This is a genomic window from Rhizobium giardinii bv. giardinii H152 (genome assembly GCF_000379605.1).
GTDB lineage: Bacteria > Pseudomonadota > Alphaproteobacteria > Rhizobiales > Rhizobiaceae > Pararhizobium > Pararhizobium giardinii.
The window spans coordinates 1-22,788 of sequence record NZ_KB902688.1; the positions used below are offsets into that span (position 1 = coordinate 1).

22 protein-coding genes and 1 pseudogene are annotated in these 22,788 nt (G+C 59.7%); 11 read left to right on the forward strand and 12 right to left on the reverse strand.

Annotated elements, in window-relative coordinates:
- Window positions 1-250 precede the first annotated feature (250 nt).
- The 3 genes from A3AY_RS0120885 (at window position 251) to A3AY_RS0120900 (ending at window position 2,113) form a co-directional block, all read left to right on the forward strand.
- Window positions 251-859 (forward strand): Hint domain-containing protein, encoded by a 609-nt coding sequence (locus A3AY_RS0120885; RefSeq protein ID WP_478000763.1) that lies wholly within the window; start codon window positions 251-253, stop codon window positions 857-859.
- 420 nt (window positions 860-1,279) lie between these two features.
- On the forward strand, window positions 1,280-1,513 hold the full coding sequence (locus A3AY_RS0120895; RefSeq protein ID WP_018327626.1) for a hypothetical protein: 234 nt from the start codon (window positions 1,280-1,282) through the stop codon (window positions 1,511-1,513).
- 420 nt (window positions 1,514-1,933) lie between these two features.
- The gene (locus A3AY_RS0120900) at window positions 1,934-2,113 is read left to right on the forward strand and encodes a hypothetical protein (RefSeq protein ID WP_018327627.1); all 180 of its coding nucleotides are present in this window, start codon (window positions 1,934-1,936) and stop codon (window positions 2,111-2,113) included.
- A 128-nt stretch (window positions 2,114-2,241) separates the two neighbouring features.
- Here A3AY_RS0120900 and A3AY_RS0120905 read toward each other — a convergent pair whose 3' ends face one another.
- From A3AY_RS0120905 to A3AY_RS0120915, 3 genes are all read right to left on the reverse strand, one after another.
- Entirely contained in the window at window positions 2,242-2,604 is a 363-nt protein-coding gene (locus A3AY_RS0120905) for a response regulator (RefSeq protein ID WP_018327628.1), read from the reverse strand.
- A gap of 11 nt (window positions 2,605-2,615) precedes the next feature.
- Window positions 2,616-5,738 (reverse strand): CheR family methyltransferase, encoded by a 3,123-nt coding sequence (locus A3AY_RS0120910; protein WP_018327629.1) that lies wholly within the window; start codon window positions 5,736-5,738, stop codon window positions 2,616-2,618.
- Window positions 5,739-5,958: 220 nt separating this feature from the next.
- Window positions 5,959-7,632, reverse strand: a complete 1,674-nt coding sequence (locus A3AY_RS0120915) for a putative bifunctional diguanylate cyclase/phosphodiesterase (RefSeq protein ID WP_026203669.1) — start codon at window positions 7,630-7,632, stop codon at window positions 5,959-5,961.
- A gap of 818 nt (window positions 7,633-8,450) precedes the next feature.
- Between A3AY_RS0120915 and A3AY_RS0120925 the strand changes: the two genes are divergently transcribed.
- From A3AY_RS0120925 to A3AY_RS0120955, 7 genes are all read left to right on the forward strand, one after another.
- Window positions 8,451-9,062, forward strand: coding sequence for a glutathione S-transferase family protein (locus tag A3AY_RS0120925; RefSeq protein ID WP_026203670.1), 612 nt, complete (start codon window positions 8,451-8,453; stop codon window positions 9,060-9,062).
- 54 nt (window positions 9,063-9,116) lie between these two features.
- The gene (locus A3AY_RS0120930) at window positions 9,117-11,183 is read left to right on the forward strand and encodes a 2Fe-2S iron-sulfur cluster-binding protein (protein ID WP_018327633.1); all 2,067 of its coding nucleotides are present in this window, start codon (window positions 9,117-9,119) and stop codon (window positions 11,181-11,183) included.
- Between the two features lie 160 nt (window positions 11,184-11,343).
- Window positions 11,344-11,808: a nuclear transport factor 2 family protein gene (locus A3AY_RS0120935; RefSeq protein WP_018327634.1), complete on the forward strand. Its 465-nt coding sequence runs from the start codon at window positions 11,344-11,346 to the stop codon at window positions 11,806-11,808.
- Between the two features lie 123 nt (window positions 11,809-11,931).
- Entirely contained in the window at window positions 11,932-12,174 is a 243-nt protein-coding gene (locus A3AY_RS0120940; RefSeq protein WP_018327635.1) for a hypothetical protein, read from the forward strand.
- A gap of 118 nt (window positions 12,175-12,292) precedes the next feature.
- Window positions 12,293-13,183 (forward strand): LysR family transcriptional regulator, encoded by an 891-nt coding sequence (locus tag A3AY_RS0120945; protein WP_026203671.1) that lies wholly within the window; start codon window positions 12,293-12,295, stop codon window positions 13,181-13,183.
- Window positions 13,184-13,350: 167 nt separating this feature from the next.
- Window positions 13,351-14,316: an alpha/beta fold hydrolase gene (locus A3AY_RS0120950; protein WP_026203672.1), complete on the forward strand. Its 966-nt coding sequence runs from the start codon at window positions 13,351-13,353 to the stop codon at window positions 14,314-14,316.
- Window positions 14,317-14,711: 395 nt separating this feature from the next.
- A complete protein-coding gene (locus A3AY_RS0120955; RefSeq protein ID WP_018327638.1) occupies window positions 14,712-14,906 on the forward strand; it encodes a hypothetical protein in 195 nt (64 codons plus the stop codon).
- 131 nt (window positions 14,907-15,037) lie between these two features.
- On the opposite strand, the gene A3AY_RS0120960 is transcribed toward A3AY_RS0120955, so the two are convergent.
- Window positions 15,038-15,502: a YbhB/YbcL family Raf kinase inhibitor-like protein gene (locus A3AY_RS0120960; protein WP_018327639.1), complete on the reverse strand. Its 465-nt coding sequence runs from the start codon at window positions 15,500-15,502 to the stop codon at window positions 15,038-15,040.
- A gap of 424 nt (window positions 15,503-15,926) precedes the next feature.
- Between A3AY_RS0120960 and A3AY_RS39310 the strand changes: the two genes are divergently transcribed.
- Window positions 15,927-16,226: a hypothetical protein gene (locus A3AY_RS39310; protein WP_154663318.1), complete on the forward strand. Its 300-nt coding sequence runs from the start codon at window positions 15,927-15,929 to the stop codon at window positions 16,224-16,226.
- A 41-nt stretch (window positions 16,227-16,267) separates the two neighbouring features.
- Here the strand turns inward: A3AY_RS39310 and A3AY_RS0120965 are convergent, their stop codons facing one another.
- From A3AY_RS0120965 to A3AY_RS35730, 8 genes and pseudogenes are all read right to left on the reverse strand, one after another.
- Window positions 16,268-17,611 (reverse strand): PQQ-dependent sugar dehydrogenase, encoded by a 1,344-nt coding sequence (locus tag A3AY_RS0120965; RefSeq protein ID WP_026203673.1) that lies wholly within the window; start codon window positions 17,609-17,611, stop codon window positions 16,268-16,270.
- A 144-nt stretch (window positions 17,612-17,755) separates the two neighbouring features.
- Window positions 17,756-17,964, reverse strand: a pseudogene (locus A3AY_RS41530) (LysR substrate-binding domain-containing protein); the annotation flags it as partial.
- 63 nt (window positions 17,965-18,027) lie between these two features.
- Window positions 18,028-18,372, reverse strand: a complete 345-nt coding sequence (locus A3AY_RS0120970; protein ID WP_040669076.1) for a cupin domain-containing protein — start codon at window positions 18,370-18,372, stop codon at window positions 18,028-18,030.
- A gap of 2 nt (window positions 18,373-18,374) precedes the next feature.
- Window positions 18,375-19,136, reverse strand: coding sequence for a 2-dehydro-3-deoxy-D-gluconate 5-dehydrogenase KduD (gene kduD, locus A3AY_RS0120975; protein ID WP_018327642.1), 762 nt, complete (start codon window positions 19,134-19,136; stop codon window positions 18,375-18,377).
- Complete coding sequence (gene kduI, locus A3AY_RS0120980) at window positions 19,133-19,966, reverse strand: 5-dehydro-4-deoxy-D-glucuronate isomerase (RefSeq protein ID WP_018327643.1); 834 nt, start codon at window positions 19,964-19,966, stop codon at window positions 19,133-19,135. The genes kduD and kduI overlap by 4 nt, the downstream gene beginning before the upstream one ends.
- A gap of 19 nt (window positions 19,967-19,985) precedes the next feature.
- On the reverse strand, window positions 19,986-20,768 hold the full coding sequence (locus A3AY_RS0120985; protein ID WP_040669070.1) for a FadR/GntR family transcriptional regulator: 783 nt from the start codon (window positions 20,766-20,768) through the stop codon (window positions 19,986-19,988).
- 9 nt (window positions 20,769-20,777) lie between these two features.
- Window positions 20,778-22,058 (reverse strand): TRAP transporter large permease, encoded by a 1,281-nt coding sequence (locus tag A3AY_RS0120990; protein WP_018327645.1) that lies wholly within the window; start codon window positions 22,056-22,058, stop codon window positions 20,778-20,780.
- A 4-nt stretch (window positions 22,059-22,062) separates the two neighbouring features.
- Window positions 22,063-22,677: a TRAP transporter small permease gene (locus tag A3AY_RS35730; RefSeq protein WP_018327646.1), complete on the reverse strand. Its 615-nt coding sequence runs from the start codon at window positions 22,675-22,677 to the stop codon at window positions 22,063-22,065.
- Window positions 22,678-22,788: the final 111 nt, after the last annotated feature.

Genomic DNA, 22,788 nt, shown 5'->3' on the forward strand with positions numbered 1-22,788 from the left:
CAATCGCGCGCGGCGCCACTTCCTCGGACTGGCGACTGCGGCGACAGCAAAAATCGCGCTCTTAGCCGCAGCTTTGTCTCCTTCGACTGCCCACGCCAAGGGAAAGGCGTGGTGGAAAACAGGCGGCGGTTCCCCTGGCCAGGGCCATGGGCCGTCCGGGGGGCATGGCCAGTCGGGGGGCCACGGCCAGTCGGGCGGGCACGGCCAGTCCGGCGGCAGCCCGATGTGCTTTCTGCGGGGCACCTCCATCATGACCCCGACAGGCGAGGTCTTCATCGAGGATCTTCACATCGGCGATCGCGTCGAAACGGCGGACGGCAAAGCCCGGGCGGTCAAATGGATCGGTCGCCACGCCTACAGGCGGAACGGTTCATCCTGGAACGATGCCGTCGTGCCGATCCGTATTTGGCGGCACGCGCTTGGCCACAGCACGCCTCATCGGGATCTCTATCTTTCTCCCGGCCACGCGCTGTTGATCGATGGCGTACTGATCAGGGTGAAGGACCTGGTCAACGGCACNTCGATTGCACCNGCTCCGCACCGAGAGACGATCGAGTATTACCAGATCATGCTCGACAGCCATGANGTGATCCTGGCCGANGGTGTCCCGGCCGAGACGTTCCTTCTCACGGCCAGCAACATCGAAGGCTTTGCGAACTTCGCTGAATTCACGCGCCTCTATCCCGGCGATCACCATCGTTCGATGACGCCTTGCGCACCCATCGTCAGTGTCGATTCGGGCCGCGAGCACCTGAAGGCGCTTCTGCCCCGCGGGGTCCGCCGTGCCTTTCAGATGCGCGAGCCGGTTCGAGACATCTCTGGACGGATCGCCGCTCGCGCCGGGCAAGTGATCGGATAGGACGGAGTTCGAAGGCGGACGAGATCCCCGCCANACTANGACGTTGGCGGGGCTAAGACGCGTTTGTTTCCTTACCGACCCTTGGAACAAACGCGTCTATTTTATGTTTTCCTTATTAAAGGAGATCGCCATGGAAACCCCCCATTCGAAACGCCTTCCGATCGGCGATCCTGGCTACCGCTCNGAGCTGCAAAAGGCCCTGAACTACTCGATCGTCGACCTGATCGATGAATTCACCGCCGCTGGATGGGACANGTGGGAAACGCTCAAGGCGCTGACCAAGGTCGTCTGTGACCATGCCCTGGCCCATCAAGAGGATCGCGATCAATCCCGCACGTCTCCAAAGCGAAAACCACCTGGCTCGGACAAGCCACCGCCGGCACAAGTAACTTCGTCGCGAAGCCAAGGTCACGGTATCCGATGACGCAGTACGTGTGGACGTTACGAGCGCCGGGCGTGCACTATCTTCAACGGGTCACGACGCTTGACGAGATGCAGGATGCGCTCACGAAACTGAAACTACCGGGTGGAGTTCCACCCGCGTGGATTTTGACGAATACGGGGTCTGGCGATGCCGCCGGCCACGGACGTTATACCCACAATGCTGGCGGCAAGGACGAATGGTCGCTGGCCTGGACGATGTTAGATTCGTAGCGAGGACTGCGGGCCAGGGAACCGGGCCCGACCACCGTGCGGGTTTTCGAGTGCCACCCATACCTCAGTGTCGCCGCTCAATGCCAGTGCTCCCTCGAACGGCTCAGACGATTGCATACAGCGCCGCTCGCAGCGTCCACGAATAGTCCGGGCGATCAGCCACTGATCCAAGACAATCGCACGCGCGGCTACCCGGCCATCGAAGTCTGCCTTCTTGCAGCGGAAACGAGAGTTGCACCTCCAAAGCCTTGACTTGAAGAAAGTTCCCACTGTGCCGCCAAGCTGGCTGCTGACCCTCCGAAAAAGTCGGGCACTTTCTCAACGGCAATAAAATCCCATTGGGTCTCGCAACCAAAATCCGTCTTGTGCGTTATACGCTGTTGTTTTGACATACTTCGAGCATCATTGCGCGGAGGCGATATGTGGGAGGTCAAAAAAAGAAAACGCCGCACGAGAGGCCCTTCGCCCTACGGCGACTTCGAATCTTCAAAAGCGACAGCCAAAACGATCGCAGAGGAAGAGCGAGCGGCGACGCGCAAGAAGAGTGAAGCACTGAAGGCACAGAGGCTCGCAAGGGCCGAAGATAAAAACGGCAACTGACGATCGCCTTGATGAGACGAGTGCACGCTGAAGTGTGAAAGTTCGCGACAATTGAGGCGATCCGCGACGGCCGTCCATTCTCATTCCAAGTCAACGCATGGCGGTCCGCTTAAATGTCAAGAGAGCGGTCATTTTGCCTCGACTAGAAGCTGCCTCACGGTCGCAAGTAAAGCAGCTTCGGATATCGGCTTGCTAACGACCACCCGACCGGACAGTGATGTCGGCAAGTCATATGTCGCGTATCCGGTCATAAATGCAAAAGGTATGTTGCATTCAGCGAGTCGTTCAGCGACCGGATAGGACGTTTCCCTGTTCAAATTTATGTCGAGCAGTGCCACCCGTATCTCAGTGTCGGCGATCAAGGCGAGTGCTTTTTCGACCGATGGGGTCGGACCGACTATTCCATATCCTGCCGCTCGGAGCGTCGACGAATAGTCCTCGGCGACCAGCCACTCGTCCTCGACAATCAGCACGCGCGGCTGCCCAGCCATGGAAGTTTGCCTTATTGCAGCGGAAACGAGAGTTGCACCTCCAAACCCCCTGACTTGAAGAAAGTTCCCACTGTGCCGCCGAGCCGATAAGCGATTTCACCCTTTAGCAGGGCGAAGCCAAAACCCGTCCGCTCTGGCTCACCGATCTGCGGCCCATCGCGCTCTTGCCACGTGAGAGCCATCGTCATGCCGTCGCTCGTCCACTGCAGAGCGACGCTGCCTTCGGGAACCGACAGCGCCCCATATTTGGCGGCGTTGGTCGCCAGTTCGTGGATAACCATACCGAGGGAAAGCCCATGCTGCGGCTTCAGTCGCAACGCCGGTCCGGACGTCTCAAACCGGCCGAGACCATAAGGCTCTATCTCCTGTCGAACGAGCTCATCGACCGACGCCTCCGCCCAGTTCTCGCGTGATAACAGGGCATGGGCGCGCGCCATCGAGTGCAGTCGCCCGACCAGCGCCTCGTTGAACTCCTGCGGTGACGAGGCGTTTTTCAGCGTATGGTTGGCAATGCTGATCACCACCGACAACATATTCTTTACGCGGTGGTTCAATTCCGAGATCAGCAGACGTTGGTGCTCCTCGGACTCCGCCAGCCGCGTGACGTCGATGAACGTCGCAACTACGCCTTCGATCCGACCGTCGCCGTCACGATATGGGATCAATTTCGCAAGATAGTGCGCACCCTCCTCGTTACGAGCAAGCTGATGCTCGATCATGTTCCCCGTCCCGAATACCTCGGCGATGTTCGTCTTCAATTCGGGATATTCGAGCTGCGAGGCAAGATCGGTCAACGGGCGACCAACATCAGCGGGGCGCAGATTGAAGAATGTCGAGGCAGCCGGCGTGAAGTTGCGGATAACTAGATTGCGATCAAGGAAAACCGTGGCGATCTGCGTGGCCTCGAAAAGGTTTTTCAGGTCACTGTTGGCCCGGTCGAGTTCCTCCAGTTTGCCGCTGAGCTCAGCATTGATCGTATTGAGCTCTTCGTTGAGCGATTGCATCTCTTCCCGAGAGGCTTCGAGTTCTTCATTGGCCGACTGCGATTCCTCATTGACCGAGACCAGCTCCTCGTTGGAGGATTTCAGCTCCTCCAGCACTGTCTCGTATTCTTCGATGGTCGATTGCAGGCGCTCGCGCGTCTCGCGCAGTTCGTGCTCCAGGTCGGCCGTGCCGTCGGCGCTTTGCTCCTGCTGCACCAGTTCGGTCCGATTGCGAGCCGCGCCGACCGGCTCGAACAGCACGAGGAACAGCGCTTCGCCGTGACCACGATCAGAAAGGGGTTCGATGGTGAGCGTCACGAATTGAACACGGTCTTCGTCCTCGTCGACGGCGACGTTGTCGCGTACAATCGTGCAGCGTGTATCAATCGCCTCGCGCAGGGCCGATCGCAAGTCGAGGCGCAGGCCACGGCGCGCGAGCGTCAGCAGCTGTCGCGTCGGCGCCCCTTGAACAGCCTCGAGGTATCTACCAGTTTTCGCCGAGTAATACACCACGTCGCCTTCGGCGTTCACCACGACATGTGCCGGTGAAAACCGCTCAAGCACCTGAGCCTCCACCGCTTGGCGCAACGGAAAACGTACCGTCGCGAACCGTTCGCCTGTGTGAAAATGCGCGCCGCTCGATAGGCTGTTGGCAATTGTCAGCGGCACACGCGGTGCGGTTTGAGCATGCGGTCGTGCCCGGAACAGGCGATGTTTCTTATCTATTGTGGCGAATAGGTTGCCGTGCTCGCTGATGCTTTCCGACGATCCCAGAAAGAGATAGCCACCGGGTTTCAACGCATAGTGGAAGGTCGGTATGACGCGCGCCTGAACATCCCGGCCGAAATAGATGAGCAGGTTGCGGCATGATATCAGGTCCATCCGCGAGAAGGGAGGATCGCGGATCACGCTGTGCGGGGAGAAGATACAAAGTTCCCTGACATCCTTCCTCAGCACATAGCTCGCGCCGTCCCTATCAAAGAAGCGCCGTCGACGCTCATTTGAAACCGCCTCAAGCAACGGTTCGGGATAGCGTCCCGCACGTGCCACCGCGATGGCAGGTTCGTCAATGTCGGTCGCGAATATCTGAACGCGCGGAATTTTGGTAAGAGTTTCCATGTGCTCGCGTAAAAGAATCCCAACTGAATAGACCTCCTCGCCGGTCGCGCAGCCTGGTATCCAGATTCGCACCGTGTCTGAGGCGGTGCGTCCTTCGAACAGACGAGGCACGACGACCTCGCCAAGCGCCTTGAACGCGTCGGCGTCGCGGAAGAAATTCGTGACATTAATCAGGAGGTCGCGAAAAAGGCTTTGCGCCTCGCCAGGATCCGTCCCCAGCCGTTCGACGTAGGCCTCGATAGACGTGACTTGGGCAAGCTGCATGCGCCGCCTCACCCGGCGGAAGAACGTCTTCGTCTTATAGCCGGAAAAATCATGGCCCGATTGACCGCGCAGCTCGGCACAGATCGCGTCGCGCGCGCCGACGAGTTTCTTGTCTTCTTCCTTCCACTCGCTGCCGTCCAGACTGCCCTTCAAATTTAGGCCGCCTGCCAACGAAACCAGCTTCTGGCCCATTTCTTCAGCGGAGATGGCGATGTCCACAACGCCGCTGGCGATCGCGCTCTGTGGCATATCGGGATTGTGGGGGCCTGATCCATTCGGGAGCTGCGCCATCGTGAGGCCGCCATTTTCCTTGATGGCTTTTAAGCCCAACGTACCATCGGAGTCGGCGCCAGAGAGAATGATGCCCACCGAACGTTCACCCTGGTCCTTCGCGAGGGTGCTGAAGAAGACGTCAATTGGCTTTCGTTCCCGATTTTGGACGTTGGACGTGTGGAGACGCAGCCGGGTATCGTCGATTGTCAGAATGGCATTTTGCGGCATGACATAAACGGCGTCAGGCTCGATGCGCATGTCGTCTTCCGCGACCTTGACAGGCATGTGGGTATATCGTCCGATCACCTCGTGCAGCAGGCTTTCGCGTTCGGGGCTGAGGTGCGTGACGACAGCGAATGCCATGCCGCAGTTGTCCGGGAGTCCCCTGAAGAAGCCTTCCATCGCGGAAATGCCGCCGGCGGAAGCGCCGATACCGACGATGGGAAATTTCAGAGAAGCGGCCACCAGCAAATCCTTTGGATCAAAGAACGCCAATGCGCTATCTTTGCTCTTTGACGCCGATATATCTTAGGCGCTGGAAACAGCCTTTACAACGAATTCCACACCTCCATAGCTCGTCCGAAATGCAAAGGCCCCAGCCCGCAGTTGCTGACGGCGATATCGTCATTCTTCCCAACCGATCCGGTCGGGGGCGTGCCTCAGTGCAAGTGGACATGTGGCATTTCTAGATGGCTGAAGACCGCCCATAGTGCATTCAGGCCTGCAGCACAAACGATGACTGCCGAAGGAAATCTCTTATCGCCTCAGCAGGCATCGGCGCCCCCAACAGATATCCCTGCAATCGATCGCACTTCTTCCTTTCGAGCCATGAGGCCTCGCCAGCATTCTCAACACCTTCTGCCGTCACAAACATCCCCAATCCGTGAGCAAGCTCGATAATAAATTGCACGATGATCTGGCACTTGCGATTGGTCTGGATGTCCTTGATGAAATACTTGTCGATCTTGATCGTGTCGAATGGAAAATTCTTCAAATAGGTCAGTGAGGAGTAGTGGGTGCCAAAGTCATCCAGCGCGATCCGAATGCCCAAGACCTCGAGGGTGTTGAGCACATCGAGGTTGTCGGTCGTGCGCTCAAGCAAGACCGATTCGGTTATCTCCAGTTCGAGTCGATCGGCTGGAAGTCCGACAGCATCTAGAATGCCGGCGATACGATCGGTGAGGCCATTCCGCAGAAACTCGACTGGGCTGAGATTGACAGCAACGATCAAATGCGGAGGCCAGGTTGTTGCTTCGCGGCATGCCTGTTCAAGCACCCACTCCCCGATCTTCCCCATTAGACCGTCAGCCTCCGCCATGGGAATGAACAGGGCCGGCGGTATTACTCCGGCGTACGGGTGGTGCCACCGCAGCAGAGCCTCAAAACCGACGATCCCCCGCGACAACCCGACGAGCGGTTGGTATTCAATGAAAAACTGCTTTTCCTGGAGCGCTACGCGTAAGCTTCGCCTCAGCATCTCGCGCTGCTCAAGCATAACGAGCATCGACCGGTTGAACGTTCTGGCCCGGCCACGTCCATCGTTCTTCGCAGCATAGAGCGCAATGTCGGCGGCCTTCATCAACTGCTCGCCGTCGTGCCCGTCGTCCGGTGCAATGGCGATTCCGATGCTGGCGCCGACAAACACGTTGATCCCATCTATCATGAAAGGTTCTCGTAGTGCGCTCACGAGGGATGCGGCGAGACGCTCCGCCTTGGCCGGCTGGTCGTCGCAGCATTGAAGGACCACAAATTCATCTCCGGCGAGCCTATAGGCGACTTCCCCTTGGCGCAGCGCAGACTGAATTCGATCGGCCGTCATCTTGAGCACGATATCGCCGGCCGCGTGACCGAGTGTGTCGTTGACCGGCTTGAATTCATCGAGATCGATTTGGATCAGCGCAAGTCGCCCGCTGCCAAGCAACTGTAGACTCGTCTGCAACTGGTCACTGAAGTGTCGCCGATTTGGCAAGCCAGTCAACGCGTCGTGCCTTGCCTGGTGGAATAGAAGGGCGCGCTCAGAATCAGCAGAAACGTGCGTTTCCGAAAGAGCTGTGCCCCCTCTTGTCTCGATCACGCCCAGCCCACTTTCCGTGCGAAAGATTAGCAGTGTGCGAACCGACCCGGATGGGGCAGATATGATGTCCACGCTTCGGGGAAAGCCAACGGCAAGCACGGACTCCACAGTTGATTTGCCCTCGGGGACCAAAAGTTCCGGATATGCGCGCCATATAGTCGGGTGTGTCTCAAAGACGGCTTTATACTTTTCCTCGAAGAGGGCGGAACAATTGATGAGCTGAAGCGCGCCGTTGTAAAACGAAACCAGTTCATCGATGAGATTTCTGTCGATGTCGGAGGGCGCATCATGCGGTGGCCGATCGATATCTGACATTTTGCTGGGCTCCATTCCATCGCCTTCTACTTTATTAGGGTATAATTCTATTCTCCTTTTCTCACAGCTGTTCTCATAACAGTGTTGATATTCATTGTCATGCAGGCCTGTGCACTAATAAATACTGTTGAATGCTGAGACGGCGCAGCGCGGGCGAATCGTGGTTTCCGCCCAAGGCCTGGTGGCGCAGGTGGATCTCGGCCGCAGGTAGTATTTGGAACCGAGGGGCATTTTCCCGCCGATGGTGGATTCGGCCCTGGCCGCCCGCGCCGCGACGGGGCCCATGGCTTTCCAACTACGTATATTTTCAATGGGTTGCCCTCACCGGGCTGTTGTGACCGAGCTCCGGCTGGATGCTTTAGTGCGCGAGCAGTTGCTCATACGTGCTTCGCAAGCGGTCAAAATGATCGCTTTCGGTCAGAAACCGCTCCCTAGAGGTCCAGTCCGGTCCCAGGCGGTGCTCCGCCAGATCATTACCGGACGAGCGCCTGCCCTGCGCCGTGAGCAGCCCCAATCCATTCAGCTATCATGATGTTGTTGTGCATTTCTTTCATGTCTAGGCGGCAGAATCCGAGAAGCGTCTTAATGTTGAAGCCATTGTCTCGGCAAGAAATCCTTCCATTCGTGATCGAAATGGCACATCTCGGGCCGCGCCTCTTCGCCCGGTCGCGTTGATCTTGGTCATCACCCTTGGAATTATTGCGTCAACTGTAATTGTGAACTGTGCAACGCGGCCATTTTCATTGGCGGCCACTTGTCGCACCTTCGGCATGCAGATCGGGAATGGACCCGGCCAGAAATGTTCGCAGGAGCGCACGATGAAACTCTATCACCATCCGCTGTCGGGTCATTCGCACCGGGCAGGTCTGTTCCTCTCGCTGCTTGGCCTGCCCCACGAACTGGTCGAGGTCGACCTGAAGACCGGCGCTCACAAGAAGACGGAATTTCTGAAGCTGAACCCGTTCGGCCAGGTGCCGGTGCTCGAGGATAATGACGTCGTGATCGCCGATTCGAACGCCATCCTGGTCTATCTGGCAAAGAAAGCCGCCCGTACGGATTGGCTGCCCGAAGACGCCAAGGGCGCCGCCGCCGTCCAGCGCTGGCTGTCGGTTGCCGCCGGTGAAGTGGCTTATGGTCCGGCCGCGGCGCGGCTGATCACCGTCTTCGGCGCCAAGTATAATCCCGAAGAGGTCATCGGCCGCGCCCATGCGCTGCTCAGCAAGCTCGAAGGCCGACTTACCGATCACCACTGGCTCGTCGGCGACGGGCCGACGATCGCGGACGTTGCGATCTACAGCTATGTGGCCCGTGCGCCGGAAGGCAACGTCGACCTCTCGACCTACCCTGCCGTCGACGCGTTCCTTCGTCGTGTCGAAGCGTTGCCGGGCTTCGTCCCCTTCGTTCAAACGCCCGTCGGCCTTGCCGCTTGATGCACGGGCGGGCGGCTTGCGTGCGCCCGATCTTCATTGTCGGGGAGACAGGACATGAACGAGACCTTGAAGTCCCTGCCGGGCTGGCACGAAGGCGAGACCTATCTGCAACAGACGGTCGGCGTCGCCGAACGCATGGCGGCCGTCGGCCAGCGTGTCATCCGGGATTTCATGCCAGACCAGCATCGCGACTTCTACGCGCAACTGCCGTTTATCGTGCTGGGCAGCGTCGACGACCGCGGTGACGCCTGGGCAACCTTGCTTGAAGGGCGCCCGGGCTTCATCTCCTCTCCATCGTCGACCACCTTGAATATCGCGGCCAGAAGAGATCCCAGCGACCCCGCAAGCAAGGGTTTGGTCGAGGGCCGGCCAATCGGCCTGCTTGGCATGGAGATGCACACAAGGCGGCGCAACCGCATGAACGGCTTCGTCTCCAATTCACCCAACGGGTTCCGCGTGGATGTCGACCAGAGCTTCGGAAACTGCCCGCGTTACATCCAGCTGCGGGATTTCGAATTCGTCCGTGACCCCGGCGGAGATTTTTCCGGCGTCGTCGAAGACCTGCCCGAGCTCGATGGTGCTGCACGCGCCATGATCACGGCCGCGGATGCGTTTTTTGTCGCCTCTTATGCCGACCGCGAAGATCGACGCCAGGTCGACGTGTCGCATCGCGGCGGCAAGGCCGGCTTCGTTCGCGTTGCAGACGACGGCACGCTCACCATTCCGGACTTCGACGGCAACCTCTTCTTTGCGACGCTCGGCAACATGCTGTTGAACGGCAAGGCCGGGCTTGTCTTCGTCGACTATACCAGCGGCGACATGCTGCAGATGACCGGTGACGCCAAGCTTATCCTCGATTCACCGGAGATCGCGGCGTTTCAGGGCGCCGAACGACTGTGGACGTTCAAGGCACGTCGGATCATCCGTGGGCGGAACGCATTGGCACTGCGCTGGTCCTTGCGGGACGACGGCTGGTCCGCCAATTCGCTGATGACCGGCGATTGGGCGCAGGCGGCCGACCGGCTGCGCGCTGCGGAGCTCGCCACACGGTGGCGCGTCCTGACCGTGACCAGGACTGTGGAAGAAAGCGCTTCCATCCGTTCATTTCACCTCCAGCCGAGCGATGGGGCGGGTTTGCTACCGCATGTTGCCGGCCAGCATCTGCCGATCCGCATCAGCGTGCCAGGCGTCGACAGACCTGTCGTCCGAACCTATACGCTGTCGGTGGCACCCTCGGACGGCCTTTACCGCATCAGTGTCAAGCGCGACGGCGCGGCATCGCAGCACCTCCACGATCATATCCGCGTCGGCGACACGATCGAGGCGCGCGCGCCGGCCGGCAGTTTTGCCATCGACGCCCGCGCTACCCGTCCGGCGGTACTGCTTGCCGGCGGAGTGGGGATCACGCCCCTGCTTGCCATATTGCGCCACGTTGTCTACGAGGGGCTGCGCAAGCAGCGCATCCGGCCGATCTTTCTTTTTCAAGCGGCGCGATCCAGGCAGGAGCGTCCGTTCGACCGGGAAATCGCCGAGCTCGTCAACGCAGCGCGAGGCGCGGTGAGGCTGATCCGGGTCTTGAGCGACGCCAGTGGCGCTGAAGAAGGCGCTGACTATGACGCCATCGGGCGCATCGACATGTCGCTCCTGTCCCGCCACCTGCCGTTCAACGATTATGACTTCTACCTCTGCGGGCCGCCGCAGTTCACCCAGTCACTATACGATGGGTTGCGCGGCTATAATATTGCTGATGGCCGCATTCACGCGGAGGCTTTCGGCCCGTCATCCCTGAAGCGAACGCCCGATGCCTGGGTGAGGCCGCCCCCTCGTCGACCACCATCCACAAAACCTGTATCGGTCGCCTTCATGGGATCGCTGAAGGAAGCCCGCTGGACACCCGAGGCCGGCACATTGCTGGAGCTGGCGGAGGCGCGCGGCCTCAGCCCCGAATTCAGTTGCCGGGAAGGTAGTTGCGGCACATGCCGCACCAAGCTCACCAAGGGCGCGGTGACCTACATCAAGGAACCGACGGCGGCGATTGCCGAAGGTGAAGTGCTGCTGTGCTGCTCGGTTCCCGCCGCACAGGAGGGTGGTGAGGAAAACCGGATCCAGCTCGAAATCTGACGCTTCCCTCTGATGCATTCGGCGCACCGCTCTCAACGGCCTGACGGCCGTTCCCGAAATCGATGCCCCCGCATCGGCTTGCAGCAAGACTAACCGTCGGTAGTCGCCTGGGCAGCGGCCACCCCACACTATCCATTTCCAACCTATAAGGAATCGAACCATGTCTCGTCCGCCACTTCCCCCTTTCAATGAACAGAGCGCCATCGAAAAGGTCCGCCTTGCAGAAGATGGCTGGAACAGCCGCGATGCAGCCAAGGTGGCGCTCGCCTATACACTCGATACACGTTGGCGCAACCGCGTCGAATTCGCGACCAATCGTGCCGAGGCTGAAGCTTTCCTCAGGCGCAAATGGAACCGCGAGCTCGACTACCGGCTGATCAAGGAGCTTTGGGCTTTCCAGGGCAACCGCATCGCCGTTCGCTATGCCTACGAATATCACGACGACAGCGGTCAGTGGTTTCGTGCCTATGGCAACGAGAACTGGGAATTCGCCGAGGACGGGCTGATGCTGGCGCGGCATGCCAGCATCAACGAGCACCCGATCACGGAGGCGGAGCGCAAGTTCCGCTGGCCGCTCGGTCGCCGGCCTGACGATCACCCGGGCTTGAGCGACTTCGGCTTTTAACGCCAGGTCCGGAGCGGGAGGTCGCCACCACGGCAGGTTTCAAGCTCGTTGCGCGGGCACGGCTGTCGATCGAGCTGGCGCTTGCCGCTGGACGCGGTGATCCCATTTTGCCCGACAGCAGAAATGGATGCGAAGGCGCTCGGCGTTACGGGGGCTGAAGTCGATATGGCCCGCAAGGGCTCGAGCTTCGATTTCCAGCTTTCCATGCCGATAGGCCTGGCCTGCAAACCCGACGCCGAGCACCGCGAGTGCGTCATGAAAGCCGGTATCGACGCACAAGCCCGCGCCGACATGGAAAGATTGGCGGCTTCCTGCACCAGCCGATCCCTGTTGCGATCAGCACAGGCAATCGACGACCTTTCATGACATCTCCAGCCATGTCATTGGTATCAATCTCGAAACTGTCTTGCTCGATCTGTTTCGGGATTGATACATTTCTGGGCGACGGTCACGTTGATCGACACGAGCAATCTTTGAGGGGCGAATGGACCGATGGCAGTCAATGCGGATTTTCGCGAAAGTTGCGGAGACCGGAAGTTTCGCGGATGCCGCGCGCCACATGCATATGAGTGCGCCGGCTGTCACCCGCGCTGTCGCAGCGCTTGAAGATCTGATTGGCGCCCGCCTTTTCGTGCGCACGACGCGCTCCGTCAAGATGACGGAGGCAGGCACACGGTATTTCGAAGATTGCCGCCGCATATTGGCGGATATCACCGAAGCGGAGGCTGCCGCGGGTGGTTCCTACGCGACTCCAACCGGTACGCTAGCCATCACGGCTTCAGTATTGTTCGGGCAGATGTATGTGCTGCCTATCGTGACCGAGTTCCTGAACACCTTCCCAACCATGCATGCAAGGACCCTGTTCATCGATCGTCCCGTCAACATCATCGAAGAAGGGGTGGACGTGGCCATCCGAATCGGCCATCTCCGGGACTCAGGTTTCTCCGCCATAAAGGTCGGAACTGTTCGCCATGTCATCTGCGGGTCCCCGAGCTACTTCGAGAGTCACGGCCTTCCAACCACGCCGGCCGACCTCAAGAACCATCGCATCGCCGCGTCCACAAGCGCCTGGGCATCGCCGGAATGGCGTTTCGCGAATGATCAGCGGGTGACGATCGACCCCCTTCTGCAATGCAACACCAACGACGCCGTGATCACAGCCGCCCGGTCAGGCTGGGGGCTCACCCGCGTCCTGCACTACCAGATCGGCCCGGCTCTTCTAGCGGGGGAGCTGCAGATCGTACTTAGCGACTATGAAGAGCCGCCAATGCCGATACACATCCTTCATCCGGAAGGGCGACACGCGCCTGCCAAGGTTCGGGCATTCGTTGACATGGCAGCAGCGCGCCTGCGGGAAAACCGGTTGTTGAACTAGATCCCGTCGTTGAGGGGCGGATTACCGCTCAAGTCGTGACGTTTGGTCATTATTTCATGTGTTGTAATTATCACTTCCACATTGAACAGATTATCGTTTTTCAGTGGAAAGATATGTTGGTTTCCAAGGCAGCCGCAGTCGGCGCCTCAAACCCTAAGGAGACCGCCATGAACCGCCTGATCATGAGCCTGATGCTGGCTACCGTCAGCTTTACCCCCATGTCCTTTGCAGCGTCGTCCACGCTCGACCAAGAAGCCATCACCCAGCAGGCTCCCGTTACCGTCCACTACCGGGTCGCACCGATCGATGGTGTGAACATCTTCTACCGCGAAGCCGGTCCAAAAGACGGCCCCGTAGTCGTTCTGCTGCATGGGTTCCCGACGTCTTCGCATATGTTCCGCAATCTGATGCCGCTTCTCGCCGACCGCTATCGAGTCATCGCGCCGGACTATCCGGGCTTTGGTCAGAGTGACGCTCCGGACCATACCAAATTCGCCTATACCTTTGGTCACTATGCCGACCTCGTCGACAGTTTGCTGGGTCACCTTGGTGCAAAAAAATACGCCATGTACGTCATGGATTATGGTGCGCCCGTCGGTTATCGTCTCGCCTTGAAGCATCCGGATCGCGTCACGGCTCTTATCGTACAGAACGGCAATGCCTATGATGAGGGTCTTCGCGAATTCTGGGACCCGATCAAAAAATACTGGACCGACGCCTCGAAGGAAAGCCGCGACGGGCTCTCTGGCCTGGTGACCCTGGAGACCACGAAATTCCAGTACACTGACGGCATGAGCGACCTGAGCCGCATCAGTCCCGATAACTGGATTCATGATCAGGCGCTGCTCGACCGTCCCGGCAACAAGGACATTCAGCTGGATCTCTTCTATGACTACCGCACCAATGTGCCGCTGTATCCGCAATTCCAGGCCTTTTTCCGTGATCGCAAGCCGCCGACGCTGATCGTGTGGGGCAAAAACGACAAGATCTTCCCTGCCGAGGGCGCGCATCCCTATCTTCGTGATCTCCCCGATGCCGAACTGCATCTTCTCGATACCGGCCATTTCGCGCTGGAGGACAAGCTTGACGTGATGGCGCCGCTCATTCACGACTTTCTCGATCGCAACCTCTAAGAAGAACTGAAACCAAAGTCGCGCAGCTTCTGAGGGCTGCGCGGCACATTGCGTTCGTGCGCTTCGGCTCTCCATGTTGGCGGGTCGTCCGGAGCGAGTGGGGTGATGCGTTGGACAGGTCCGGGTTGGCGATGAACAGACGACCGAGGGCCAACGCGACGCCGATACCTTCGTCAAGCATTGCCTCGCCCGCGCGGAGCTCACGATCAACGGGCCCCCTGCAGTTGCGGCTGCAGACTACTGGGATGGGCTATCCGACCCGTGAAACTGAACGATCCGGCTCAAAGGAACAAATTAGGCCATTCTCACGTTTCTGAGCGACAGCAGGGGCACCGGGACGGCGCCAGAATCGGCGCCCGAACCGCATCACCTTCAGGCTCATGTTAGGATGACCGATGCGTAACCTCCGGTATAGCGCAAGGAAAAATGACAGAGACGAGTATTGGTCCGTGATCGATATCTTCACCGGACAGCCGACCTTTTATAAGAACATCCAGCTCGACTGTCTGGACTTCGATGAAGTCGACGACATGGTCGATTGCCTCAACTACCTGAACATTCGACGCATAGGCACCCTGAAGCAGTCTTAAGGTGGGGCCACAAGAGCCAAGAAAGCCTGTCGAGCCCGCGATAAGAACGGTTGGATGATTTGTCTCTTTGGGCATGGCGAAGCCTTTGCAGCGCCCGGTCCGAGCGTTTCAACGTCCATGACCGGGTCGGCTCATGGAACCTCGAACGTTCCGGTTAAGTCCGCTTGGGCGAGGATATGCTTCCTGGCCTCGCGCCACATCGCCGCAATCCCGGCCGACGACGGCACGGAGAGGTTTGGAACGTCGAGCGCCGCGAGCCGGAAGTGGTAGTGATGCACGCCATGACCCTTTGGCGGCTGCGGCCCGTCGTAGCGAGCGTTGCCGAAATCATTTTCCGAAAACCGAGGGCCGCCACCGGGTGCCGTATCCGCGCTCTCCGGCAACTCGTTTACTTCGGCCGGAATATTGAAAATGCCGCAGTGTCTGAATGTGCCGCTGGGCGCGTCAGGGTCTTCGACGATCAACGCATAACTCTGCACCCCGTCTGGGGCACCAGTCCAAGTCAGCGGCGGAAAAAGATTCTCGCCCAGCCTTGAAAATTTCCTTGGAATCTTGCCGCCATCGGGGAAAGCGGAACTTACAAGTGTCAGCGACATCTAAGCCTCCCTGTTTTGACCCCTGTGGCTACATGCTCGCAGGGGAAGAACTCCAGAGCGCCCGAGAGAGAGAACCAACGGTGGTCGCGTATTGTTCCCGCATGGCGGTGTGCGAATTTCCGGCCCGGCGCTGTCGTTGTCGGCGCTTTGCAATTGGAGCGCTCCGGCCAGAGAGGCAGTCGACCGCAAGACACCCCGCCAATAACTCCGTTAACCGATTTCGCTACTGGACAGCGCATCAATGTCAGATCCTAAAACAGCCTGTCCAGGGGCGCACGAAATTCGCATCCCGTCCGACTCCCAAGCTCTCGCGAGTTTGCCTACTCCCCCGTCGATGTTGACGGAACCAACCCGGCGAGGTCGCGTTTGCCTTGTGGTTGGCTCCGTCCCCTCCGGCCGGAGTTTAGATCGAAGGACGAGGAGGATGAAACACACACTAGCGGGAAAATCTGTTGCGGCGTTGGTGCTGGCATTCTCAGTTTTCCATGCCTCGCCAGTAAAGGCTGAAGGGACCGCCCCCGCCGTTGACAATGATCGCTGCGGCGTCGATCCAGGTGTCGAGGGCAATCCGAAATCGTTCGGCGACAAGCTCGATGCATGCAACGGAGTCCTAAAGCCGCCTCGGGTCGGCGATAGTGAACTTGTCGAGCCGACACCGGACGTAGGTAAGACACCTGTCATTCGGCCGGGGGAGTTGCCCGAGCAACACGGCTCCAAACCCTGACGAAGGATCCGGCCGCCTCTCTACCAAGCGAGAAGGTCAGGTCATTTGCCGCGCTTGACCGGCGTCACCCGCCAAATGACGTTGCCAACGTCGTCGGCGACCAGCAGCGCACCCGTTTTGTCGAACGTGACGCCGACCGGGCGGCCCATCGCCTTGTCGCCGGCGCCGATGAAGCCGGTGAGGATGTCTTTCGGCCCGCCAGCCGGCTTCCCGTCGCGGAACGGCACGAAGATCACTTTATAGCCGCTGTGTACCCTTCGGTTCCACGAGCCGTGCTGGCCAACGAAGGCGCCGCCGCGGTATGGCTGCCGAAGCGAAGAGCCCTGATCGAAGGTGAGCCCCAGTGACGCGGTGTGGGCGCCCAGAGCATAGTCGGGCTTGATGGCACTGGCGACAAGGTCCGGCCTGCGCGGCTTGGCCCGAACGTCGACATTCTGGCCGAAATAGCTGTAAGGCCAGCCGTAGAAGCCCCCCTCGCGCAGGGAAGTCATATAGTCCGGCACCAGATCGTCGCCGATCTCGTCGCGCTCGTTGACGGTCACCCAGAGCTTGCCGCTTTGGGGATTCCAGGCAAGCCCATTGGGGTTTCGTAAGCCGGAAGCAAAAACCCGTGTCCTGCGGCTGGCAAGGTCGATCTCTAGTACCGCGGCACGGTCCTTCTCTGCCGCCATGCCATTCTCGCCCACATTGCTGTTGGAGCCGACGGTGGCATAGAGTTTGCCATTTCCACGGCCGGCGATCAGGTCCTTGGTCCAGTGGTGGTTGATGGAGCCCGCCGGCAGACCGACGATCCTTTGCGGCCGCGCCGTTATCCTTGTTTGACCGGTGGAATAGGGATAGGCGACGATGGCATCGGTGTTCGCGACATAGAGCTTTCCATGGAAGAGCGCCATGCCGAACGGCGAATTGAGGCCCTCGATGAAGGGGGTGCGCAGATCGGCGACCCCATCGCCGTCCGTATCCCGGAGCAGCGTGATACGGTTGGCACTCTTGGTCGCCGCGCCCGCTCGCTTCATGGCTTGAGCCATGAAGACCTTGCGCAGGCTGAAGCCGCTGTCCTTCTTGGCGGGCGCATTCGTCTCGGCGACGAGTATGTCGCCATTCGGCAGAAGATGCATCCAGCGCGGGTGGTCGAGGTCGCGGGCAAAAGCGTTCACTTTCAGGCCCTTTGCTGGTTTCGGGGTCGCCCCGCCGGGCCATCCCGTTGCTTCAGCGATGTTGATGGTCGGGAACAGCGTAGGTTTCGGTTTCGGCAGCACCGGATCGGAGCCATAGCCCCCGCTTGTCGCCGTCGTTGCAGTTCTCTGTGTTGAGGTACTGACACAACCGGCTGTGACAGCTGCGAAAAAGACACCCATTAGGAGCGGAACTCTACGAGATTTCATGATAGGCATCCTCGAATAGAAAGTTGCCTGACCGTTTGTCGTTGGACGCGCGGGCATCCCGGTTTATTCCCTGTCGCCAAACGCGCTTGAGGCTCCGCGACCCGACGCCGATATCGCCGGGCAAGATGCGCGGCAGCGTCCTTTGCGGGCGATCAGACCGGAATCGCGTAGCGGTCCGACCCGAAGCACGCAGTCGACGCTCTCCTCGACGTTAAACCGCCCGATCGGTGACGCGCAGTTCGATGTCGAGTCGGGGTGACGGGTGAGGAACTCCGGCAGCGCCGCACAATAACCTATCTCCCGATCCGGCCTCGCACATCGATCCTGAGACGACCGCGTGGCCTAACAGAGGTCTACCGGGACAATCCCCTCGGTTTCCGATTGACAGCGCGTCAGTGCGGCCGGGCAAGGATAGCCTAAGTCGATAAAAAATCAGCCCGATGCGGAGTGAAACAGTCAACCAGCCTTCCCTTCTCCAGCGCCTTGACGCCGTGCCTGAGACCGGACTGAACGATGAAGCTGTCACCGGCCTTCAGTATTTCCGTGCGCCCGTCGATCGTCACCTCGAAGAGGCCTTCGGCGACATAGCTCGATTGCACATGTGGGTGGGAATGCATCCAGCCTTCTCCGCCCTTTTCAAAGGCGAACTCGACCATCATCAGTTCATCCGTGTAGCATAGAATGCGGCGCAGATTTCCGTCAGGCGTCTTGTCCCAGACGCCCTCGGAGGCCCGCACGAAAATATCGGCACTTTGAACCATGATCACCTCGCCAGCCATCCGCCGTCTACCGGAAGGATAACACCATGCATGTAGTTCGATGCCCGGGCGAGCAGAAAGACTGCCGCGTCGCCGATGTCGTCAGACACGCCCCAGCGCCCGGCAGGAATACGCTCGAGGATGGCCTTGCTCCTGCCCGGATCGTTGCGGAGCGCTTCGGTGTTGTTGGTTTCGATATAGCCCGGGGCAATGGCATTCACGTTGATGCCACTGGCTGCCCACTCGTTGGCAAGCAGGCGCGTAATTCCGAGCACGCCGTGCTTCGACGCGGTGTAGGACGCTACCCGGATACCGCCCTGGAAAGACAGAAGTGAGGCAATATTGACGATGCGGCCGGGGCGTTTCATCTCGATGCACTTGCGGCCATAGGCTTGGCAGAGAAAGAACATGGACCGCAGATTGACGTCCATGACGTCATCCCAGTCATCTTCGGTAAAATCGATCGCATCGGCGCGGCGGATGATCCCGGCATTATTGACCAGTCCATCGAGCGGAGCGAACGCCATCAGTTCATTCAGCAGAGAAACCGCAGCCCCCGAATCGGCGATGTCCGCCTTTGCCGACAGGAAGCTCGCGCCCTCCGCCTCGACAAGCCGTGCCGTCTCGTCCATGGCCGAACGGCCAATGCCGATCACGGTGCCGCCGGCGCGAGCGATGGCAGCGGCGATACCTTGCCCGATGCCCGTATTGGCCCCGGTCACGGCGATGCGCTTCCCGTCAAGGCTGAAGGCGGAAAGATCGCTCATCGCATGTCTCCGATCGCAACGGCATCGACGTCGGTATAGTCGACATTATCGCCTGCCATGGCCCAGATGAAGGCATAGTTGGAAGTGCCGCAACCCGAATGGATCGACCAGACCGGCGACAGGACCGCCTCCTCGTTCGCCATCACGATATGCCGCGTCTCCGACGGTTCGCCCATGAAGTGGAAGACGCGGGCGTTGTCTGCGACGTCGAAGTAGAGATAGGCCTCCATGCGGCGGTCATGCACATGCGCGGGCATGGTGTTCCACACCGACCCCTTTGCAAGCTGCGTCATGCCGACGACGATCTGGCAGGTTTCGATCGTGGAGGTGAACTGGAATATGGAGCGCTCGTTCGACGTCTCCTGGCTTCCCAGATCGAGACGCTTGGCGTTGCCGAGCGTGATCAGCCGAGTCGGGTACTTGCAATGGGCGGGCGCCGACAGGATGTAGAATTTCGCGGGCGTTGCCGCGCTCTTGGAGGTGAACGCCACCTCCTCGCCCAGGCCGACGTAGAGCATATCGCGCGTGTCGAGCGCATGGGCGCCATCGCCTACGACGACCTCACCCGGGCCGCCGATATTGACGACCACAAGCTCCCGGCGCTCAAGGAAGGATTTCGTGCCGACCGGCTTGATAGCCTCCAGCTTCAGCGGGCCGTCGGTGGGAACAGCACCGCCGAGGATCATGCGATCGTAGTGCGTGTAGGTGAGATTTATCCGTCCCGGTTCGAAGAGATTGCCGATGTGGAAATTGTGGCGTAGTTCATCCGTACCCATTGCACCGGTGGCGAAGGGGTCGATCGCGAAACGGGTGGTATATTCAACTGTCATGTCACTCTTCTTCCATCGTTCAAAATGTTCGGATGCGGGCGGGTGGCGAAACCTGTAGGGTATAGTCTGCCTGCTGGCCCGAAAGGCGCTTGCGGTAGCGTTCCTGCGCGGCAGCCAGGTGCGCGCGCATGGCATCACGCGCGCCATCCGGATCACCAGCAGATATTGCCTGCAGAATCCGCAGATGTTCGCGTTGCAGGCCGCCGAGATACTCTTGGGAAAGAACCTCGACGGAATACCAGGGGGAATTCCGATCGCATGGAATGGTGCGGTCACCCAGGGCGTCCAGAATCTCGACGTAAAACGGGTTGTTGGTTGCTGAAGCGATCTCCCGATGAAAGGCGAAATCAGCTTTGCCTGTCGGCTCGCCCAGCTTCAGCAGATGTTCGAACTCGAAGAATGCCTCCTGGATACGGGCCTCTTGCGAGGGGCTGCGCCGCTGGGCAGCCAGGCCCGCGCTCTCGATCTCGATGCCCATGCGGACCTCAAGCACATTGACCGCCTGGCTGATGCGGTTACCCATATCCGCGGTGATGGCGCTGATCTTGCGCGTTGGATGATCCAGCACGAAGACCCCTGCGCCGTGTCTGGCTTCCACGAGATTGTCGGCCGCGAGAGCCGCAACGGCCTCGCGAACAACCGTCCGGCTGACGCCAAATATTTCCGTCATACGGAGCTCTGTCGGCAACCGTTCGCCAACTTCGAAATCGCCGGCGAGAATTTGCGCCCGCAAGGCTTGCGCGACATTCTCGAAGAGCTTCGGCTTGCGCTCGACCCTCATATCAGATGGATTTCCGCTCATCTGGATTTCCTACTTAAAAACGCTCGGCAGCCAAAGCGAGAGTGCCGGAATATATGTGACCAGCAGCAGCACAACGATACCCGCGCCATAAAAAGGCCAGATCGAACGCATGGCTTCCCACACCGATATCTTGCCGACGGCACAGGCAACGAACTGCACGCCGCCGACCGGTGGCGTATTGAGTCCGATGCCGTAGTTCAAGATCATGATCACCCCGAAATGCACGGGGTCGATACCATAGGCAGTCGCGATCGGCAGGAAAATTGGCGTGGTGATGATGATCGTCGGGCCCATGTCCATGAAAGTGCCGAGCACCAGCATCAGTACATTGAGCAGCAGCAGGATCATGATCGGGTTGTCCGAAAGGGTCTGCATCCAGGCGACGAGCGTGGACGGAACCCTCAGGAATGCCATAAGCCAGGAGAACGCCGCCGCGCAACCGATGATCAGCAGAACCATGGCAGTGGTGCGCACCGCGCCCATCGTCGCATGAACGAAGTCCCCCCAGCTCAACTGCCGATAGATGAGCAGCGTGACGAGCAGGGCATAGATAACCGCAATGCAGGAACTCTCCGTCGCCGTGAAGATGCCGGACCGTACGCCGCCGAATATGATGGCGATCAGCAGAAGGCCGGGCAGAGCCACGGCCAGCAGGTGCAAGGCGGCCACTACGCCGGGGAACCGCTCCGTCGGATAGCCGCGCCTGCGCGCGACAATATACGCCGTCACCATCAACACGGCGGCAAAGAGCAGACCGGGAACAACACCTGCCGTGAAGAGGTCGGCAATGGAAATCTTGCCTCCTGCCGAAATGGAATAGATGATCATGTTGTGCGAGGGCGGCAGGAGCAGTGCTATGAGCGCCGCCATCGATGTGACGTTGACTGCATAGTCAGCACCGTAACCGCGTGCCTTCATCTGCGGGATCATCAGGCCGCCGACGGCTGCCGCCTCGGCCACGGCCGAACCGGAAATGCCGCCGAAGAGCGTCGAGGTCAGGATGTTGACCTGGCCCAACCCGCCGCGCAAATGCCCGACAATTGACGCGGCGAAGGCAACAATGCGGCCGGCAATGCCGCCGCGCACCATCAGGTCGCCGGAATAGATGAAGAAGGGAATGGCGAGCATCGAAAAGACGCTCATGCCCGAATTCATGCGCTGGAAGACGACCAGCGGCGGCAAGCCCATGTAGATCACCGTCGCCAGGCTGGACACGCCGAGGCAAAAGGCAATGGGCGTGCCGATCAGCATCAGTAGCGTGAACGTGCCGAACAGTATCCAGAGTTCCATCTTCTCAATTCCTCTGCGCCACGACGGGCGTGTCCTTGGATGCGGCCTCGGCGGCGTCCCTGCGGACGTCACTGATATTCTCGAGCTCGACGGCGATTTCGGTCGGGGCCATTTCATCGAGGGCTTCGTCGATCGGGGCGCCGGTAACGCGCATGACGATGCGCTCAAGCGAAAACAGCGTGATGAGTGCGCCGCCACCGATCAGCGGCGCATAGTCCCATGCACCCGATATGCCGAGTGCCGGGAGCGTGGTGCCCCAGGTCAGTGCGACGAGATTGCCGCCATACCAGATCATCCCGAGCCCGAAGGCGAAGATGACGATATCGGAAATCATGCGCAGCCACTTCTTGCCGGCGGGCGGCAGGACGTAGAGCAGCACATCAAAGCCCATATGGTTGTTTTCACGCACGCCCACGGCAGCGCCGAGAAAAATGAACCAGCTCATGAGGATCACCGCGCCGGGCTCGGTCCAACTCGGTGAATCGTTGAGGACATAGCGGCAGAAAACCTGCCATGCGACGATGGCCGTCATGACGACCAGCCCTGCGCCGGCGACATAGAGCGCCGCGGTGTTCAGCTTCGCCAGCAAGGGCACGCCTGATCTGATATCGATGGACATGGCTTCTATTGTCTCCTGACCTTTCCGGCCTGCGGAAAGGAGCGGACCCGCCCGGCCCGGACAGGTCTTCGAAACCGGCCGCCCTTCCAACGGGAGGGGCGGCCGAACGAG

Excerpts from the sequence above, each read along its gene's own strand:
- A3AY_RS39310 (WP_154663318.1), top strand. The coding sequence starts at position 15,927 with ATGAAACACACACTAGCGGGAAAATCTGTTGCGGCGTTGGTGCTGGCA.
- A3AY_RS0120905 (WP_018327628.1), bottom strand. The coding sequence starts at position 2,604 with ATGGCTGGGCAGCCGCGCGTGCTGATTGTCGAGGACGAGTGGCTGGTC.
- A3AY_RS0120895 (WP_018327626.1), top strand. The coding sequence starts at position 1,280 with ATGACGCAGTACGTGTGGACGTTACGAGCGCCGGGCGTGCACTATCTT.
- kduI (WP_018327643.1), bottom strand. The coding sequence starts at position 19,966 with ATGACAGTTGAATATACCACCCGTTTCGCGATCGACCCCTTCGCCACC.
- A3AY_RS0120955 (WP_018327638.1), top strand. The coding sequence starts at position 14,712 with ATGCGTAACCTCCGGTATAGCGCAAGGAAAAATGACAGAGACGAGTAT.
- A3AY_RS0120930 (WP_018327633.1), top strand. The coding sequence starts at position 9,117 with ATGAACGAGACCTTGAAGTCCCTGCCGGGCTGGCACGAAGGCGAGACC.
- A3AY_RS0120925 (WP_026203670.1), top strand. The coding sequence starts at position 8,451 with ATGAAACTCTATCACCATCCGCTGTCGGGTCATTCGCACCGGGCAGGT.
- A3AY_RS0120960 (WP_018327639.1), bottom strand. The coding sequence starts at position 15,502 with ATGTCGCTGACACTTGTAAGTTCCGCTTTCCCCGATGGCGGCAAGATT.
- A3AY_RS0120965 (WP_026203673.1), bottom strand. The coding sequence starts at position 17,611 with ATGAAATCTCGTAGAGTTCCGCTCCTAATGGGTGTCTTTTTCGCAGCT.
- kduD (WP_018327642.1), bottom strand. The coding sequence starts at position 19,136 with ATGAGCGATCTTTCCGCCTTCAGCCTTGACGGGAAGCGCATCGCCGTG.
- A3AY_RS0120935 (WP_018327634.1), top strand. The coding sequence starts at position 11,344 with ATGTCTCGTCCGCCACTTCCCCCTTTCAATGAACAGAGCGCCATCGAA.
- A3AY_RS0120945 (WP_026203671.1), top strand. The coding sequence starts at position 12,293 with ATGGACCGATGGCAGTCAATGCGGATTTTCGCGAAAGTTGCGGAGACC.
- A3AY_RS0120990 (WP_018327645.1), bottom strand. The coding sequence starts at position 22,058 with ATGGAACTCTGGATACTGTTCGGCACGTTCACGCTACTGATGCTGATC.
- A3AY_RS0120985 (WP_040669070.1), bottom strand. The coding sequence starts at position 20,768 with ATGAGCGGAAATCCATCTGATATGAGGGTCGAGCGCAAGCCGAAGCTC.
- A3AY_RS35730 (WP_018327646.1), bottom strand. The coding sequence starts at position 22,677 with ATGTCCATCGATATCAGATCAGGCGTGCCCTTGCTGGCGAAGCTGAAC.
- A3AY_RS0120915 (WP_026203669.1), bottom strand. The coding sequence starts at position 7,632 with ATGTCAGATATCGATCGGCCACCGCATGATGCGCCCTCCGACATCGAC.
- A3AY_RS0120940 (WP_018327635.1), top strand. The coding sequence starts at position 11,932 with ATGGATGCGAAGGCGCTCGGCGTTACGGGGGCTGAAGTCGATATGGCC.
- A3AY_RS0120970 (WP_040669076.1), bottom strand. The coding sequence starts at position 18,372 with ATGGTTCAAAGTGCCGATATTTTCGTGCGGGCCTCCGAGGGCGTCTGG.
- A3AY_RS0120900 (WP_018327627.1), top strand. The coding sequence starts at position 1,934 with ATGTGGGAGGTCAAAAAAAGAAAACGCCGCACGAGAGGCCCTTCGCCC.
- A3AY_RS0120950 (WP_026203672.1), top strand. The coding sequence starts at position 13,351 with ATGAACCGCCTGATCATGAGCCTGATGCTGGCTACCGTCAGCTTTACC.